The sequence below is a fragment of the Clostridia bacterium genome, from assembly GCA_028698525.1.
Classification (GTDB): Bacteria; Bacillota; Clostridia; order JAQVDB01; family JAQVDB01; genus JAQVDB01.
Genome location: JAQVDB010000004.1, coordinates 19,798 through 37,077, shown reverse-complemented (window position 1 = coordinate 37,077; position 17,280 = coordinate 19,798). Strand labels below are relative to the sequence as shown.

Here is a 17,280-nt window from a genome sequence, read left to right as displayed (position 1 = left end):
ACGTATATTAAGGAGGAGAAGCTGTATGTTAATTAGATTTATAAAGGATTTATGGGAAACTGCTAGAAATGTCGTTCCAATAATAGTAGTGCTTATAACTCTGCAGACTGTAGTGATGAGAAAGGAAATAAGTGATATAAAAGTATTCATTTTAGGTTGTATATTCAGTATTTTGGGCCTCCATTTATTTTTAAAAGGAGTAACAACAGCTCTCATTCCATTGGGAGAAGGAGTAGGAAGAGGTCTTATCCAACTGGAAAGAAAATATTTGATCGTTGTCTTTGCTTTTATGCTGGGATATGCATCTACACTTGTTGAACCTGCGTTAAAAGCGCTTGCGTTGGAAGTAGAAGAGATATCGATAGGTGCTATCCCTGAAAAAGTGCTTATCAACACAGTTGCTGTAGGATTTGGTATTGGATTATCCATAGGTATTGCTAAAATATTGAACAATATACCTACCAAGAAAATTTTAATTCCTCTTTTAGTCATAACTTTAATACTCACATATTTTGCGCCGGATGAATTTGTAGGAATAGCGTTTGATTCAGCCAGTGCTACCACAGGTCCTGTAAATATTCCTATAAACATGGCTCTTGCCATGGGGCTGGCAAAGATACTAGGGGAGGTAGATCCGCTGCTGAATGGGTTTGGCATTATAGGACTTACTTCCATGGGAACTGTTTTGACAGTACTTTCACTTGGGATATTTATGAGATAGGAGGGATTTTGTATGGATGTAAAAGCAATTTTTGTAATAGTAGAACGTGGAAAGGCAGATTTTATTGTTCAAAAAGCAAAAAAGGCAGGAGCTGATGGAGCCACAATAATGTATGGAAGAGGGACTGGGCATAAAGAATTCAAGAAATTTTTTGATTTACATATAGAGTCTTCAAAAGAGATAATACTCATATTAACGGAGGAGGAAAAACTTAAATCAATAGTTGATGCCATAATAAAAGCGGGGAGATTGGATAAGCCTGGAGCAGGCATAATTTTTACAATAGATATTGATAATTTATTTGGTCTTTACCATATCAAAGAGAACAAAAAGATATTTGATTTTTAAAAAGGTATAGCATCCTATATTTCTAATCCTAAATGAATAAAGGAATAAAATTTTATAAATTAAAATATAAGTTAAATAGACTAAAACATTTAATTAGATTGGAAAGATAAAGGAAGGACTGGAGATTATGGATGCTGTACCATATATATTGTTTTTGGCAGGATTGGTATTTATTATAAAGGGGGGAGACCTATTTGTAGATGCTGCTACATGGGTGGCACAGACTACCGGATTGCCTGAAGTATTTATCGGGGCAACAATTGTCAGTTTAGCTACCACCATCCCTGAAACAACAGTATCTATACTCTCTTCTATCAACAATCAGCCGTCAATGGCTATAGGAAATGCTATTGGCTCAATTATATGTAATACCGGTCTGATATTGGGATTGTATTGCTTAATAAAGCCGACCAGAATCAACACGAGGATTTTTTACTTTAAGGGATTACTTTTATTGTTCTATATGGTTGTAATCTGGTTTCTATCAAAGAATAAAGTGATAGGACCCCTTTCGGTTTCCATACTGATTTTATTGTTGTTCATATATATGATATTCAATTTAATGATAGCAGGATATAAAAAATCCCACAAAACAAGCGTAGCGCCTTCTATATTCATTAAGAGGTGTTACTTAACTTTTTTAATCCAATTTATATTTGGAGCAGTTTTAATATTATTGGGCAGCAACTTATTATTGAAATATGGGGTCGTAATTGCGAAAGAATGGGGAGTGCCTGAAGCCGTCATAAGCCTTACTTTGATATCGTTTGGTACTTCGCTGCCTGAACTTATAACCGCTATTTCTTCTCTTACAAAGGGGCATGTGTCTATAGGGATAGGCAATATTTTAGGTGCAAACATATTGAATGTCACCATGGTGATAGGTCTATCCGGTTGTTTTAGGGCATTATCAGTACCGGCTCAAACCTATTATTTAGATATCCCGGTTGCCTTTGCTTTAAATTTTATTCTTGTGGTACCTACTATATTTACAAAGAGGATAAACAGAATACAGTCGGCTTTATTGCTAACAGGTTATTTTGCATATATAATCATGCTCTTTTGTATATGGTAATTATATCAGCTTTATAATTCCCATCATTATTATAGTGATTCCGGAGATAAATTTGGATGCCTTTTCCGGAATTAAAGCACTTATTTTTTTGCCTAAATTTTCTCCTCCTTTGAGCATAATTATATTCACTGAAGATGTTAACAATAAAAACAGAAATAGATTGATTCCATATGCAGCAAGGGTAAACCCTATTGAGAATGCATCTACTGAAAGTGCAATTGCTAAAAGCAGTGCTTCATTGGCCTCTATTATACCTGAATTATCCAGATCCCCTGAAGAAGGATGGATGAATATATTTAAAATCTTTGATAAAAAATCAGTCTTTTTCATCTTGTTACCTTGTTTTTCATTATCCAATAATGCTTGAATTATAAATATACATCCTGTTAAAATCAACATTATAGATCCAAAGGTTTTAGCCATATTGACAGGGATATATTGTAGAATTATTTGTCCTGCCATCCAAGTGGCGGAAAGGGTTGCCCCTGAAATACTTATCATAATTATTACTGATATCAATGTAAGCTTTATTTTTTTCATACCATAGCTTATTCCTACCCATAGACTATCCAAGGTTATTGACAAAGCTAACAATAATGTTGTGGTCACGGGATTTCCCTCCTTTTAGTGCGTTGATATAAATATATGAAGTGAGGGTTGTATCGGTTAAAATATAGAGCAGTATATTTTAAATAAATTGTATTTCACAAGGGAGCAAGCATCCTTTATTATATATTCTGGTATAATATATAATGAAGGAACAGGTGTAATCTAATAGGAGGGAGTTTATAGTATGTTAAAGAATTATATGGAACATGTTGTGGATAGGTTGCTACCTGAAGTACTATATCAGCATGAAGATATATGTAGATGTGATAAATGCATAGAGGATATAAAAGCTATTACTTTAAATAATTTAAAGCCTATGTATATAGTTACTGATAAAGGTAGCGTATATTCTAAAGTCAATGAGCTGGAACTACAGTTTAGAGCGAATGTATTAAAAGAACTGGTAAAAGCAATCAAAATAGTATCCCAGAATCCTAAACACGAATAAAGAATCTGCAATAGTATATCAATCACAGATTCTTTATTCGTATAAAACAAACTGAAAAAGCAGCTAACCTAATTTAATATGATTTAATCAATTAGCTCTCTTAAATATAATTAAAACACAAACAGATTATGCTAATTTGTTTGTGTTTCTTGTTTATCTTGTGCCCTTTTTCACAAAGATGTAACAAATTTTTTCAAATTTCGATAAATAAAATAACTTTATATAAGATTTTTTAAAATTGGGTTTTATATACCGTTTGATACAGTGTTTTTTTCACCATATTGAATTCACTATCCTTCAGCCCAGAGGGATAAGACATCAATAGCAGAGGCACAGCCTGTTTATCCTGGGTGTATGCAGGTTGAAAATAAGCGTAATCATTTAAACAGAAACCTAATCTTTGATAGAATGAAATCCTTTTTTTAGATATGTTATCGGTGGGTCTTTCAACCTCAAGTATTATATTTTTGGAAACAGATTCTAGCAAATCTTTTAATACTTTGGTCCCATATCCTTTTCCTCTGCATTCTTTTTTTATTGCAAAGTGTTCAAAAAACAAAAAGTTAGGGAGGTCCCACATAGCGATAAAGCCTATCAAATCGTTATGTGAGTAGATAGATTTTAGATTATACATCGGGTTTTGTAATATGTTTTTTTGCAAATCCAGTGTTCGGCGTTCATCTTTAGGGAATGAATATTGATATATATCCCAGATTTCTTTAAAGTTTTCCATATCTTCCTCCTCCAAAATATCTGATAGGTGATAATCAAATCATTATTATATCATAAAGTACAATATAATTTTTTAATAAGATATACGTATTATCCTGTAACAATTGTTACTGAGTATTAGAAATAATTTTGTTATAATGAAGTCAACTATAAATGATGGGGGTGAAATTTGAATGAAGAGGAAAATTATCCATATAGATGAGGAAAAGTGCAACGGATGCGGTCTTTGTGCTCAAGCATGTCATGAAGGGGCTATTGAGATGGTGGATGGCAAGGCTAAATTAGTATCGGAAGAATATTGTGACGGGCTGGGTGATTGTTTACCCGAATGTCCCACAGGGGCGATACGAATAGTGGAGAGGGAAAGCAAACCTTATGATGAACAAGCAGTCAAAAAGAGATTGGAACAAAAAAAGCGAAAATCCGAATCGTTCTGTCAAGGAACATGTCCGGGCAGTATGACAAAAACTATAAAAAAGAAGACAGGGCAACAGGGGACAACTAGCGTATCTTCCGATAAAGCCGATGTTGCATCTGAATTAAATCAATGGCCTGTGCAGTTGAACTTGGTGAATACCGATGCCGCATATTTTGATGATGCTGATATATTGATAGCTGCAGACTGTACTGCATATGCATATGGAAATTTTCACAAGGATTTTATAAAGGGAAGGATAACATTGATAGGTTGTCCTAAATTAGATGATAACAACTATTACCAACAGAAGATAGCTGATATATTAAAAAAGCATAGGATAAAGAGCATTACCGTTGTGAGGATGACAGTACCTTGCTGCAACGGTATAGTTGCAGCAGTAAAAAGAGCTATGCTAGATGCTGAGTTGATAGTGCCCTATAGTGAAATTGTTATAGGAGTAGATGGCAGTATTCAGCCGTAAAAAATAATATTGTGCATTTTTGTAGTGCCTTTTGATATATTTTTATATATATGGGATTTATCAGCATAAAATTTAATTGCATCATTGGTTTGAAGTTTGATGGATTTATCTTCTATTGTTATTTCTAAACTGCCTTTGTATACCAGTACATATTCAAATACTTCATTTATATGGGATTCAGATTTGAGTATGCAGCCTGGGGAAAAATGAACATCGAATACTTCTATTTTTCTTTGTTCATCGAATGGAAATATAGTATAAACTTTATATTCTTGTTCATCTCCGATTATGGGGATGATATTTTTTTGTCTTACTACCTTGAAAGGTTTTTTTTCATGTTCAACTAAAGAGGAGAAGGAAATATTTAGCCCTTTTGCTATTTTCCATAAAGTAGTAACAGTAGGGTTGGATTCTGCCCTTTCAATTTGTCCCAGCATGCTCTTGCTCACTCCTGTGGCTTCAGAAAGTCCTGAAAGACTTAGCCCCTTTTGTTTTCTCAAAGTTAAAAGATTTTCAGCTATAGTTTTGTTCAAATCTTGCATATCAAGCCTCCTAAAAAAGACTGTGCAATATAGTGTACATATGGTACAATATATCAAACTATATTTATTATAACATTTTTCTAAACAGGAGGATAGGCAGGATAATGAAGATCAGTCTAATAAAGAAAGTGAATTCTTTTAATTCTATAATCAATAGAGAAAAATTTCATCATATAAGTCGAGGATTCAGGGCAGGTATACCTATAGCTATAGGATTTATTCCCATCGCCGCCACTTTTAGTCTTATTGTACAATCTTCTGGGTTACCTAATATAGTGGCAGTTCTCATGTCGTTATTTGTTTTTGCCGGTTCCAGTCAGTTTATAGCGGTAAATTTGATTTCTATGGGAGCCCATTTGTTAGAAATAGTGATGACTACTTTTATTGTAAATTTCAGACACTTTCTCATGTCTTCCGCCTTATCCCAAAGGTTTGATCGGGATGTCTCAAAAAGGATGCTAAGTCTGTTAGCTTTCGGAGTAACGGATGAAACCTTTGCTATTGCATCACTGGAACAGGGCAATATAAATCCTTGGTTTATGCTGGGATTGAACTTTGCTGCGTTTATCTCATGGAATTTTGGTACATGTGTAGGGATTTTTTTAGGTGATGCCCTTCCGGTGATATTAAAGGATAGTTTAGGTATTGCTTTATATGCCATGTATATAGCGCTGCTTGTACCTTCATTAAAAGATTCCAAGCCTGTCTGGTTTGTATCAATTATTTCCCTGGTCATTAATTCTGCATTGTATTGGATGCCCATGTTTTTGGGTGTATCCATGGGATGGAAGATAATAATTTCTACCGTAATATCGGCCCTGCTAGGTGCGGCAATTTTCACGGAAGAGGTGTGATATATGCAATATTTTATAATAATACTTTTGATGGCTTTGGTGACTTACATACCCAGACTAATCCCTTTAACTGTTTTGAGGAATAAAAAATTACCTCCCTTTTGGAATAGATTTTTAAGGCTGGTTCCATTTGCTATATTAAGTGCACTTATATTCCCGCAGGTGTTATATTCTACAAATAATGTTATTTCGGCATTAGTAGGGGTAATAATAGCTATAACATGTGCTTTTTTGCGAATGAATATTACTGTTGTGGTGTTTGCAGCTATATTAGGTGTATTCATATGCAATATTGTATAGATAAGGAATATTAAGCTTAAAATATTGTAAGATCATCATTTCTAATAGAAATGGAGGATTATGCAATGGATACTAGTTCTGTGTTAATCGCATTTGGATTGACTATTATTGCAGGATTGGCTACAGGGATAGGAAGTATACTGGCGTTTTTTACTAAAAGGACTAATACCAAATTTTTATCCATAGCATTGGGTTTTTCAGCCGGCGTAATGATTTATGTATCTTTTGTGGAGATATTTTTTAGTGCAAGGGAATCCCTTATACAGGAATTAGGATCAGTAAAAGGCTCATGGTTGACAGTCATATCTTTTTTTTGTGGCATATTATTGATAGCCATAATAGATAAATTAGTTCCATCTTTTGAGAACCCTCATTCTATGAAAAGTGTAGAAGATATGGATGAAATCCAGAGTGACGGAGAACTGATGAGAATGGGCATTATGTCAGCCATTGCTATAACTGTACATAACTTTCCGGAAGGCATTGCCACTTTTGCAGCTTCTGTCAAGGATGTAAATCTAGGACTTCCCATAGCGGCAGCCATTGCAATACACAATGTTCCCGAGGGAATAGCAGTTGCAATTCCCTTATATTATGCTACAGGTGATAGAAAAAAAGCGTTTGTGCTTTCTTTTCTGTCCGGATTGTCTGAACCTCTTGGAGCCTTAGTAGCTTATCTGTTTTTATATAGATTTTTTAATGATGTTGTTTTTGGAATAATATTCGGAATAGTTGCCGGGATAATGGTGTTTATTTCTTTTGATGAACTGCTTCCTGCGTCGGAAAAGTATGGAGAACATCATTTATCCATCTATGGTTTGATAGGCGGAATGGCATTTATGGCCATAAGCCTTTTGCTATTCACTTGATACAGCAGTAGATATACCTATGAGCAATATTAATAAATAAAAATATAAAGGATATATTTATCCACTTGACTATTCTTTTAAAAAAGGGTAAAATACGAATTAACATGTGAACAGATGATCAAATGAACATACAATACAAAAAGGGGGATATTCTCTTTGGAAATTGAAAGATGTAGCATCAATGTAATCCATCAGGATGTGGTAAATCAAGTAAAGAAAGCTATGCCGGATGAGGAAATATTATATGATATGGCAGATTTTTTTAAGGTATTCGGTGATACAACCAGGATCAAAATTTTATATGCCTTGTTCCAAGCTGAAATGTGTGTTTGTGATATGGCAGCGTTGCTTGGAGTGAGTCAGTCGGCGGTATCCCATCAGCTTCGCATATTAAAGCAGGCTAGGCTTGTAAAATATAGAAGGGAAGGCAAGGTAGTTTATTATTCTTTGGATGATGATCATATAAAACATATTTTTGACCAAGGCTTAAATCATATAAAAGAAAAATAGATTAGAAGGGGGATAATGTATTGGGGTCGATAAAGACTAGAGAGGCTGTAATAGACGGATTGACCTGTGTTAATTGTGCAGCTAAGATAGAATGTGAGATAAATAAAATAGATGGGGTCAAACATGCATCAGTCAACATGATGACAAACAAGTTGTATATAGAAGCCCAAGAAAAACAACCATTGGATGAGGTGTTTGATAAAGTAATTGGCGTAGTAAAGGATATAGAACCGGATGTTAAAATATTATATTCACAAAATGAAGCAGAACAGGAACGGCAAGATATAAAGAGAGAAATGTTGCTTTTTTTAGCAAGTAGTGTGATTTTTGTAGCAGGACTGATATTAAAAGTTGATGATATTATAAAATTTTTATTATTTTTTACAAGTTATATGTTGGCAGGATGGAAAGTATTAAAAAATGCAACTACCAACATAGTAAGGGGCAAGATATTTGATGAGAATTTTCTTATGGGCATAGCAACAATAGGTGCTTTTGCAGTGGGACAGTTTCCTGAAGGGGCGGCAGTAATGCTCTTTTATAGAACGGGTGAATTATTGCAGGATAAAGCGGTAGACCGATCCAGAAGATCTATAAAGGAGCTAATGAATATAAGACCGGATTATGCAAATCTTAAAATAGATGGTGGAATTAAAAAGGTGTCACCTGAACTAGCAAAGGTGGACGATTTGATTCTTGTAAAGCCCGGAGAAAAAATTCCTTTAGACGGCATAATAGAACAAGGCAGCTCAATGGTAGACACATCAGCACTTACCGGGGAATCAGTTCCTAGAAAGGTAGGAGTTGGTGGCCAGGTGCTAAGTGGATTTATCAATAAAAATGGTTTGCTCACGGTTAGAGTGACTAAAGAATTTGAAGAATCCACTGCCAGCAAGGTATTAAATCTGGTAGAAAAAGCGTCATCCAACAAGGCACCTACAGAAGATTTTATTACCAGATTTGCGCGATTCTATACTCCTGTTGTTGTAATTACAGCTTTATTTTTAGCAGTCATTCCTCCCCTCGTGATAAGGGATGCGGTTTTTTCAGACTGGATATATAGGGCATTAATTTTTCTGGTGATTTCATGCCCCTGTGCATTAGTGTTGTCAATACCTTTGGGATTCTTCGGAGGGATAGGTGCTGCATCTAAAGAAGGAGTGTTAGTAAAGGGCGGGAACTATCTGGAGGCCCTGAATAAGATTGATACTATAGTTTTTGACAAAACGGGTACGCTGACAAAAGGAGTATTTGATGTAGTCAGAATTGTTCCTGTAGAAGGAGTGAGTAGTGGGGAAATATTGAGATATGCAGCTATTGCTGAAAGTTATTCTAATCACCCCATAGCATCGTCTATTTTAAAAGAATATGGGCAGCAGATAGACAAATCTATCATCAAGAGCTTTCAAGAGATGGATGGTTACGGAGTTAAGGTTATTACGAAAGAGCACGTGATAGTGGCAGGAAATAAGAAGATGATGGAGAAAGAGCGCATATCCTATGAGATTGTATCAGCTTTAGGTACTGTTGTGTACATCTCGGTGGATAATAGATATATGGGATATATAGTTATTTCCGATGAAATAAAGGATGATTCTAGGGCTGCTATAAGGGAAATAAAATCAACAGGCATAAACAGAACGGTTATGCTTACCGGGGATTCTGAATCCATAGGAAAAAAGGTTGCAGTTGAATTGGGAATTGATGAGGTATATGCTGAAATGCTTCCTCACCAAAAAGTTGAAAAAATAGAGGAGATTTTTGAGGATAAGAACACAAAAGGGAAAATTGCCTTTGTAGGGGATGGGCTCAACGATGCACCTGTGCTGGCAAGGGCGGATATAGGCATTGCGATGGGGGCTTTAGGTTCGGATGCTGCAATAGAGGCTGCGGATATAGTAATAATGAACGATGAGCCATCCAAAATAATAAGTGCTATCAACATCTCTAAGAAGACCAAAAAGATTGTGTTGCAAAACATCGTATTCGCATTGGGCGTTAAAGTTATCGTTTTAATATTAGGTGCGGCAGGGATGGCTCAAATGTGGGAAGCGGTGTTTGCAGATGTTGGGGTATCATTGATAGCGGTGCTCAATTCTTTGAGAATATTAAAAAGTTAGATATATAATTAGTAATATTCCACTTCTACAATTTTGCCCATGGATTTTAGATATTTTACCAGTTCTTCTATCAACTTGAGTTTAACACTGAAATTTATGGGCAGATTGGGGTTTTGATGAGCCGGATTAACTGCTTTACCTACAAGTATTTTTAAATGGGTACAATCTTCCAATAAAATCGAAGAAAGCTGTGAGGCTCCATCATCCTGATTTAAAGATAGCAGTCCTTTATAGCTTTCTTTTTTCAAAGCACATCTTTTGATTTTTTCTACCGTTTTTGTCAGTGTAATAATTCCTTCGGTAACCAAGTCTATACCTTGGATATGAGCAGTAGGAGGAATATTTTTGTCAGGATAGTCTAAATTTAATACCATCTTTCTTCCTGTTTCTCTAGCTATCATATTAGCAGTGGTGCCTCCACATGCTATTTTTTTACCTTTATGGTTTATGAATTCATCAACCACTAATTTATCCATTTCAGGGTTTTGTGGTGGTCCTGTCAACATCACAACATGACATGGCTCTCTTAGCTTTACAGTGACTGCTGTTGTATCATCTCCCGGTTTATCCATATATAGACCGTTACAGGCAGTTATCAATAATTTGGATATACTTATGGCATTTTTTCCCTTTTTGCATATCTTTTCAAGATAGTTTTCCACATTCCTCCATTGCCATCCCAAGTTGAGTATTCCTCCTACACCTGCATGAATCACCCCATCGCTTACCATGACAAAACAATCATCTGCTTGTACATTAAAATGAGCCTCCTTAATGGTTTTTCCATTTAGTATTCTAGTATTTCTTTCTATAGAGTGGGATTTCCCATCTCTTATAAAAAATAAAGGTGGACTATCAAATTCAACCAGATATGCGGAAGCATCATTGAATATCTGTAGTATTGTGAAAGTTGAATATGCAAGCTTTCGTACCTTGCAGACCGGAAGTGTGTGGGTTATAGTATCAACTGCATCTTCTAGGGTACTCCCATCTCTTAACATTGTAGATATTATTGTACTTGTAAGGGTGGATAAAATATTTGCTTTTACCCCGCTTCCCAGTCCATCAGCAAGCACTATTATTACAGAATCTTTATTTCTTTGGATGGATACAGTATCACCACATAATTCTTCGTTATATTTATTTAAGGATTCATTATCTACTTCTACATACAGTTCCAACTTTATTCACCTTCTTTTTTTAATACAGAGTCTTTAAGTTTCGTGAGTGTAACCTTGGTTTCTGCAGTGGTCTCCCCCAGCAAACTGGCTATTTGCTGGGCAACTATCATCTGGTTATCGATCACTCTTTGTGCCATATCTATAGTTTCTTCCCTTAATTTATATATGTGCTGTTGTTGTTTTTCTTCTCTAGTAATATCTTTGATCAGAGCTATTACAATATTGTGTTCCTTTATATAGATATAAGACTGGGAAGTAGTTATATCATATTCGGGATATGTTACTTTTTTGTTGAAAATATTTTTGCCTGTATCGAGGGTTTCTCTAAAAAAGGTATCGTCAATAATTTCTATAATATTTTTACCTACTATATACTGTCTCTGCACATTAAACATCTGTTCAGCTGTACAGTTAAATTCTTGAACCTGCATATTTTGATCTACTGCGATTATGCCGTTGGGAGTAGAACGAATAATTATATTGGATATGGATTCCGCCCGTTCCCGCATATATGGCATACACATATATAATTCAGCCTTACCTTGATAAACTGCTATAGCCTTTTCTCTGCATGTGTTGTATCCGCAGGCTCCACAATTCAATTCATCAGTCGGATTTACTTTACCTATCATAGCAAGTATTTCCTTTATCTCATCCTCGCTAGGAACTTTATAATTGTTCGGTTTTGCAAAAAATATTTTTTTCAGGTTTAAGTTTTCTAAATCTAAATCCGTAAAATCGGATAATTGCCCATCAGCATAAGCATAACCCAATAACTTTTTTCTGACTTTGTGATAACGGGCTGTGTTTGCAGGGAGGGCAGGACCATTGAGACAGCCTCCAGCACATGCGTTTGCTTCAATAAACATGTTGTTCAATTCACCTTTTTCGATCAGCTCAAAAACCTCCATGCACTCTTCTATACCGCTTATTGAAAGTACATTAAAGTCAAAGGATTTTTCTGAGTTAAAAACAGTTTTAATTACACCACCTGGCACAGGATAAAATTTTGCATTGCCTGTATCATCATTCAGAAAATCTTTTTCAGGAAGATCATTCAAACTGATGTTTTCCTGATCAAACCATTCTTGCAACTCCTTAAAGGTAAGGACTGCGTCCACCAACTGGTCATTTTGAAATTCCTTTACTTCTTGTTTTTTCGCCACACAGGGGCCTATAAAAACAACCCTTATATTTTGTCCGTATTTTTGCTTGAGGAGTTTTGCATGGGCAAGCATGGGAGAAACAACAGGTGCCAGGCAATCTACTACATCAGGATAATATTGCTGTACAAGTGAATTTACTGTAGGGCATGCTGTGGTTATAAAACAACTTTGGTCGTTTTTATCAAACAATCTTTTATATTCTTTAGAAACCAACAGAGCTCCCAAAGAGGTTTCCTGTACTTTTTTTAGTCCCAGTGCATTCAGACCCGATATTATTTTACCAGGGTGATCCACATCAAAAGCCGCCATAAAAGAAGGCGCCAAGCTTACATAAATATCTTGTTTATTTTCTATCAATTCTTTAACTATTCCTACGTCGTTTCTTATGCTCTTGGCATTTTGTGGGCAGGATTTGAGACATATTCCACAAGAGATACAAGCGTCCTCAATAATTTCTGCTTGTTCATCTTTCATCCGTATAGCTTTGACAGGACATTCTCTGATACACCTATAACAATTTACACAGTTTGCCTTTTTATAATTAATCACGCTCATATTTAATCCTCCCAAGCACTTTTTCATTAAATATTTCTTTTGCATTGCTTGCTGTTAAATTATTAACATTTTCTCCTGCTATTATTGCTGCTACACCCTCTGTGCAATTCCCAAGACAAAATGATGCATTTAAACTGACAGCTTGTTCCAGGCCATTATCCTTTATAAGATGTTGGAAAATTTTTATTACTTCATAAGAGCCTTTCAAATGACATGAACTGCCTACACAAATATATATATCCAGCATAGTATATCCTCCAACATTGTTAAAATTTTAACACTAAATAAAGTATAACACTTCTTAAATTGCCAGTCAATCAAGATTAATAATAAAAAAATTGTTTGCCCAGAAGGGGTGTTTTATGGTATTATCCTTGCAGACAAGTTCTTGGTTACACTGTATCAGTTAAACAAAATTAGGCTGTGTTCAGGGGATATATGATGCCCGTAGTGCGATAGATTGCGGATACACTATCGGGATATTTTAAAAATATAGGAAATTATGGGAGAGGGAAAAATAAGGATGAATACAAACAAAGTAAAGTATATAGTAATTATAACAGCAATAATTTTAGTCTTATCTGCATGTTCATATTCTACTGTGCAAAGGGATATAGATGGAGATATATTAGTGCATTTTATAGATGTTGGGCAAGGGGATTCTATATTGATACAGACTAAAGCAGGAAAAACTATGCTGATAGACGCAGGAGACAACAATAAGGGAGAGCAAGTAGTAGATTATCTAAAAAATCTAGGTATTGATAAGATTAATTGCCTTGTGGGAACACATCCTCACAGCGACCACATAGGAGGGCTGGATGATGTGATACATGACTTTGAAATAGAAAGTTTCTATATGCCCAAGGTGGCGCATAACACAAAGACCTTTGAAGATGTGCTTAAAGCGGCAAAAAGCAGGGGTGTAAAGATAAAATCCGCTAAAGCGGGAATTGCTTTTGATTTGGATGATTCGGTCAGAGTGGAGATGCTCTCGCCGGTAAGCGAATCATATGATGATTTGAACAATTATTCCGCCGTCATAAAGGTGACCTATGAGGATAATAGATTTTTATTTATGGGTGATGCTGAAAACCAGGTGGAGAGAGAGCTGTTGGATAGGGGTTATGACCTAGAAGCAGATGTTTTAAAGGTGGGACATCATGGTAGCTCAAGTTCCAGCACACCGGAGTTTTTAAGTCAGATATCCCCCAAGTATGCTGTTATATGTTTGGGAGCAGATAACAAATATGGTCATCCTCATCAAGAAACTATAGAATCTTTGAAAGATATTGGCTGTGATATATATAGGACAGATGAACTAGGAGATATAATAGTGGCAGGAGATGGTCAACAATTATATTTTAGTCCATGATTTAAAAGTCAAAAGGAGGATATCTATGAAAATAATTATAGACAGGTTTGAGGGTAATTTTGCAGTAGTTGAAGTCGAGGGCAGCAATAATACCATTGATATTCCGTTGGAAGTAATTCCTGAAAAAGCACAGCCAGGAGATGTACTTTGCATAAAAATAGATAGAGAAGCAACGCAAAAAAGTAAAAATGAAATAGAAAAGTTGATGGATGACGTATGGGAGGATTGAAATTTTTATAACTCTATTATAAAGAAACGCCACTTTAATTTGCTGCAAACAAAGTGGCGTTTTTCTATTTATTCTGTTTTTTCCAATCCAAATCCTAATCCGCCGCAGTTGCAGAATATTATAACTAAAAGTAGGAAGAAAAATAATAAGCTGGAACCATCACCACCAAAACCGCAGCCGCCTTTTCCGCCAAAGCCCATGGATTCACCTCCCGACTATATATACTGATTTATATATTTTTTAGTTACTCTATATATATGTATATTGAAGTTGTTGTGTTACATTTAAATGAAATATTTGATAAACCTTTAAATAATAAAGAAAGGATAGATGAAAAGCATGACTCATCTATCCTTTCTAAAATGTACTGTCAGGTTACCTTAATAAGTCTTATTCTTCAAGTATTCCTCCAAATCCGCATCCGCAGAATAGGATTACAAGGAGAAGGAAGAAGAATAATAATTCACTGCCTTTGCCAGTTCCACAACCGTAACCCATAATTTCACCTCACCTTTAATTAATTATTACTTTATAATATATACTATGAACACCCCACAATTTTTGTGATAATAAATGTATCAATTTATTTTATGCATATTGTAAGCCAATTTAACCCCGGTGATTTCTGCCATATCTTTTGTTAGTGCAACCAAATCATTTTTATTTAGATTTGCTATTGAATTTTTACCTAAACATCTAAGGCCGATGTTTATTTCCTCTTTAAGGGCTTTTAGATAGTTGGCAGTACAGTTTGCAGCTTCTTCCACATCCAACAAGTTTTTGTGCTTACCCTCATAGAGATAAATATCTACCGGGCTGCTTCCGGCAGGAAGATTTGCCAGCTGGGTATATATCGAGGCTATAGTTAAGGGATATCCTATATAGAAGGCATCTGCCCCCATAGCCATTGCTTTAAGCATGTCACCACTATCCCTTATTCCTCCTGTTATTATTAGCGATACTTTGTCTCGAGCATTTTTCTGATTTAGATATTCATCTGCTCTTATCAATGCATGTAAAGTTGGAATACCGAAATTATTTATAGTTATTTCAGCACTGTTGGCTGTTTCTCCTTGTGCTCCATCTATTACTATTGCGTCAACTCCCGCATAAAGTAAAATATCTATATCAGCTTCGATATTGCCGGCCGCTATTTTAACGGCTATAGGTACACCTTCAGATATTTGTCTTAAATAATCCACTTTATTTTTTAAATCATCAGCTGTGTTTATATCAGGAAAACGGGCAGGCATTACTGCATCTTGTTCTTTATCAATTTTTATATGCTCCCTAAAGTCTTGATCTATCATTTGATAAGGAACCTTAAAACCATCACCAGCGCTAGCACCCTGCCCCATCTTTATTTCAATCATGTCTGCTTTCTTTAATTCTTCCTCACTGTTCCCCCATTGTGCACGATTATACTGCACAACGTATAGACAAGAAATTTCCCGTTCTTGTTGGATATAACCTGCTTCTCCTGAATTTGTAGCTGTTTGAATGGAAGCGGCTGCTTTTGCTAAAGCTATTTTAGCTTTCATGCTTATGGAAGCGCCATAAGCCATACCTGCAACCATAAAAGGAACAGGAAGTGTCATCGGTTTTTGGGCTTGGTTTCCTATCACAACTTGAGTGTCTATATCATTATTGTCTTCTAAAGGAAATAAGTTGGGGATTAGCATTAATTCTTGGAAGTCTTTGAAATCATTTGTTGAGCCTAGGGGTTGAGAGAGTGGTTTTCCTGTTTTCGCTCTTTCAGCTATTCCCATCAATTTAATAAAGCTGTAGTTATCCACCAACATAGGTGCTTTTACCATCTTCATATCTGTAAGCTTATCTAAAAGGTTATCAGTTATTCTGCTATAAAAATTTTGCATTAAAGACATTTTTATATCATCCTTTCCTTTTTAATATAGTATTTCGTAATTTTGGGGCAATTATATATGCATAATCAAAATAAAGCTTTAAAAATTTTATTTGGCAGCAAAAGTTTAATATAATCAATATATAGGATTATTTTAAAGAAGGAGGAAAGTTTTCAATGAAGGCACATATAAAAAATGTTGAACTGTTGCTTAAAAAAGGTGATATAACTTTAGAAGATACTGATGCTATAGTAAATGCAGCTAACTCTGGATTGCTAGGTGGTGGAGGAGTAGACGGTGCCATACATAGGGCAGGTGGTCCCCAGATTATGGAGGAGTGTAAAAAAATAAGGGAAACAAAAGGAGGATGCCCTACAGGACAAGCAGTGATAACCAATGCAGGGAAGCTTAAGTGCAAATTTGTGATACATACTGTAGGACCTATATGGGGAGGAGGGAATAAGGGGGAGGATACATTGTTAACAAATGCCTATAATAATTCGTTAAAGCTGGCAGATGAATATGATATAAAATCAATAGCATTTCCTTCTATAAGTACGGGTGTTTATCGATTTCCTATAAAACATGCAGCACAATTGGCTATCCAAACGGTGATGGATTATATAGAAAATCAGAACAGAGGATTGGAAACTATCAAATTTATTCTTTTTACAGAAAATGATTATAATATTTATAGAACTGTACTTGAAAGTAAAATTAAAAACATATGAACCGGGAGGACCATCCAAAGGGAATATATAATCCTTTTATACTAAAAAAAATGAGACCAAAGTATCAATTGCACTGCTCTGTTGTTATATTTATTGAAATAGAAGGCATAAGGTAGTATTATCTTCGTATATCTGTTTTTTTAATCATATA

At 35.2% G+C, this 17,280-nt stretch carries 22 protein-coding genes; 13 read left to right on the top strand and 9 right to left on the bottom strand.

Annotation, left to right across the window (positions count from 1 at the left end):
* Positions 1-25 precede the first annotated feature (25 nt).
* The 3 genes from PHP06_01080 (at position 26) to PHP06_01070 (ending at position 2,144) form a co-directional block, all read left to right on the top strand.
* Positions 26-721, top strand: a complete 696-nt coding sequence (locus PHP06_01080; GenBank protein MDD3839153.1) for a DUF1538 domain-containing protein — start codon at positions 26-28, stop codon at positions 719-721.
* A gap of 12 nt (positions 722-733) precedes the next feature.
* Positions 734-1,069 (top strand): P-II family nitrogen regulator, encoded by a 336-nt coding sequence (locus PHP06_01075; GenBank protein MDD3839152.1) that lies wholly within the window; start codon positions 734-736, stop codon positions 1,067-1,069.
* 127 nt (positions 1,070-1,196) lie between these two features.
* Positions 1,197-2,144 carry a sodium:calcium antiporter gene (locus PHP06_01070; GenBank protein ID MDD3839151.1) on the top strand — a complete coding sequence of 316 codons (948 nt, stop codon included), beginning with the start codon at positions 1,197-1,199 and terminating at the stop codon, positions 2,142-2,144.
* On the opposite strand, the gene PHP06_01065 is transcribed toward PHP06_01070, so the two are convergent.
* Positions 2,145-2,753 carry a manganese efflux pump gene (locus PHP06_01065; protein MDD3839150.1) on the bottom strand — a complete coding sequence of 203 codons (609 nt, stop codon included), beginning with the start codon at positions 2,751-2,753 and terminating at the stop codon, positions 2,145-2,147. It abuts the gene before it with no gap.
* Between the two features lie 184 nt (positions 2,754-2,937).
* On the opposite strand from PHP06_01065, the gene PHP06_01060 reads away from it, so the two are divergent.
* Entirely contained in the window at positions 2,938-3,201 is a 264-nt protein-coding gene (locus PHP06_01060) for a late competence development ComFB family protein (protein MDD3839149.1), read from the top strand.
* 232 nt (positions 3,202-3,433) lie between these two features.
* Here PHP06_01060 and PHP06_01055 read toward each other — a convergent pair whose 3' ends face one another.
* Positions 3,434-3,934 (bottom strand): GNAT family N-acetyltransferase, encoded by a 501-nt coding sequence (locus PHP06_01055; GenBank protein MDD3839148.1) that lies wholly within the window; start codon positions 3,932-3,934, stop codon positions 3,434-3,436.
* A gap of 172 nt (positions 3,935-4,106) precedes the next feature.
* Between PHP06_01055 and PHP06_01050 the strand changes: the two genes are divergently transcribed.
* Positions 4,107-4,832: a 4Fe-4S dicluster domain-containing protein gene (locus PHP06_01050; protein MDD3839147.1), complete on the top strand. Its 726-nt coding sequence runs from the start codon at positions 4,107-4,109 to the stop codon at positions 4,830-4,832.
* Here PHP06_01050 and PHP06_01045 read toward each other — a convergent pair.
* Entirely contained in the window at positions 4,823-5,374 is a 552-nt protein-coding gene (locus PHP06_01045; GenBank protein ID MDD3839146.1) for an XRE family transcriptional regulator, read from the bottom strand. The genes PHP06_01050 and PHP06_01045 overlap by 10 nt on opposite strands.
* 104 nt (positions 5,375-5,478) lie before the next feature.
* On the opposite strand from PHP06_01045, the gene PHP06_01040 reads away from it, so the two are divergent.
* The 5 genes from PHP06_01040 (at position 5,479) to PHP06_01020 (ending at position 10,027) form a co-directional block, all read left to right on the top strand.
* A complete protein-coding gene (locus PHP06_01040) occupies positions 5,479-6,228 on the top strand; it encodes an AzlC family ABC transporter permease (protein MDD3839145.1) in 750 nt (249 codons plus the stop codon).
* 3 nt (positions 6,229-6,231) lie between these two features.
* Positions 6,232-6,528 carry an AzlD domain-containing protein gene (locus PHP06_01035; GenBank protein MDD3839144.1) on the top strand — a complete coding sequence of 99 codons (297 nt, stop codon included), beginning with the start codon at positions 6,232-6,234 and terminating at the stop codon, positions 6,526-6,528.
* Positions 6,529-6,593: 65 nt separating this feature from the next.
* Positions 6,594-7,397, top strand: coding sequence for a zinc transporter ZupT (gene zupT / locus PHP06_01030; GenBank protein MDD3839143.1), 804 nt, complete (start codon positions 6,594-6,596; stop codon positions 7,395-7,397).
* A gap of 147 nt (positions 7,398-7,544) precedes the next feature.
* Complete coding sequence (locus tag PHP06_01025) at positions 7,545-7,907, top strand: metalloregulator ArsR/SmtB family transcription factor (protein MDD3839142.1); 363 nt, start codon at positions 7,545-7,547, stop codon at positions 7,905-7,907.
* 20 nt (positions 7,908-7,927) lie between these two features.
* Complete coding sequence (locus PHP06_01020) at positions 7,928-10,027, top strand: heavy metal translocating P-type ATPase (protein ID MDD3839141.1); 2,100 nt, start codon at positions 7,928-7,930, stop codon at positions 10,025-10,027.
* A gap of 8 nt (positions 10,028-10,035) precedes the next feature.
* On the opposite strand, the gene PHP06_01015 is transcribed toward PHP06_01020, so the two are convergent.
* Genes PHP06_01015 through PHP06_01005 form a run of 3 tightly spaced genes read right to left on the bottom strand, consistent with a single transcriptional unit; the run spans position 10,036 to position 13,176 of the window.
* A complete protein-coding gene (locus PHP06_01015; protein MDD3839140.1) occupies positions 10,036-11,208 on the bottom strand; it encodes a SpoIIE family protein phosphatase in 1,173 nt (390 codons plus the stop codon).
* A 2-nt stretch (positions 11,209-11,210) separates the two neighbouring features.
* Positions 11,211-12,929, bottom strand: a complete 1,719-nt coding sequence (locus PHP06_01010) for a [Fe-Fe] hydrogenase large subunit C-terminal domain-containing protein (protein MDD3839139.1) — start codon at positions 12,927-12,929, stop codon at positions 11,211-11,213.
* A complete protein-coding gene (locus PHP06_01005; protein ID MDD3839138.1) occupies positions 12,916-13,176 on the bottom strand; it encodes a (2Fe-2S) ferredoxin domain-containing protein in 261 nt (86 codons plus the stop codon). Before PHP06_01005 ends, PHP06_01010 begins: the two co-directional genes overlap by 14 nt.
* A gap of 276 nt (positions 13,177-13,452) precedes the next feature.
* Between PHP06_01005 and PHP06_01000 the strand changes: the two genes are divergently transcribed.
* Together PHP06_01000 and PHP06_00995 are read left to right on the top strand one after the other, a co-directional pair.
* Entirely contained in the window at positions 13,453-14,304 is an 852-nt protein-coding gene (locus PHP06_01000; protein MDD3839137.1) for an MBL fold metallo-hydrolase, read from the top strand.
* A 25-nt stretch (positions 14,305-14,329) separates the two neighbouring features.
* Positions 14,330-14,533 carry a DUF3006 domain-containing protein gene (locus PHP06_00995; GenBank protein ID MDD3839136.1) on the top strand — a complete coding sequence of 68 codons (204 nt, stop codon included), beginning with the start codon at positions 14,330-14,332 and terminating at the stop codon, positions 14,531-14,533.
* Positions 14,534-14,601: 68 nt separating this feature from the next.
* Here PHP06_00995 and PHP06_00990 read toward each other — a convergent pair whose 3' ends face one another.
* The 3 genes from PHP06_00990 to PHP06_00980 all read right to left on the bottom strand — a co-directional run bounded on the left by PHP06_00990 (position 14,602) and on the right by PHP06_00980 (position 16,419).
* The gene (locus PHP06_00990; protein ID MDD3839135.1) at positions 14,602-14,733 is read right to left on the bottom strand and encodes a sporulation protein YjcZ; all 132 of its coding nucleotides are present in this window, start codon (positions 14,731-14,733) and stop codon (positions 14,602-14,604) included.
* Positions 14,734-14,923: 190 nt separating this feature from the next.
* Complete coding sequence (locus tag PHP06_00985; protein ID MDD3839134.1) at positions 14,924-15,031, bottom strand: sporulation protein YjcZ; 108 nt, start codon at positions 15,029-15,031, stop codon at positions 14,924-14,926.
* 80 nt (positions 15,032-15,111) lie between these two features.
* Positions 15,112-16,419, bottom strand: coding sequence for an FMN-binding glutamate synthase family protein (locus PHP06_00980; protein ID MDD3839133.1), 1,308 nt, complete (start codon positions 16,417-16,419; stop codon positions 15,112-15,114).
* 155 nt (positions 16,420-16,574) lie between these two features.
* Between PHP06_00980 and PHP06_00975 the strand changes: the two genes are divergently transcribed.
* On the top strand, positions 16,575-17,129 hold the full coding sequence (locus PHP06_00975; protein ID MDD3839132.1) for an O-acetyl-ADP-ribose deacetylase: 555 nt from the start codon (positions 16,575-16,577) through the stop codon (positions 17,127-17,129).
* Positions 17,130-17,280: the final 151 nt, after the last annotated feature.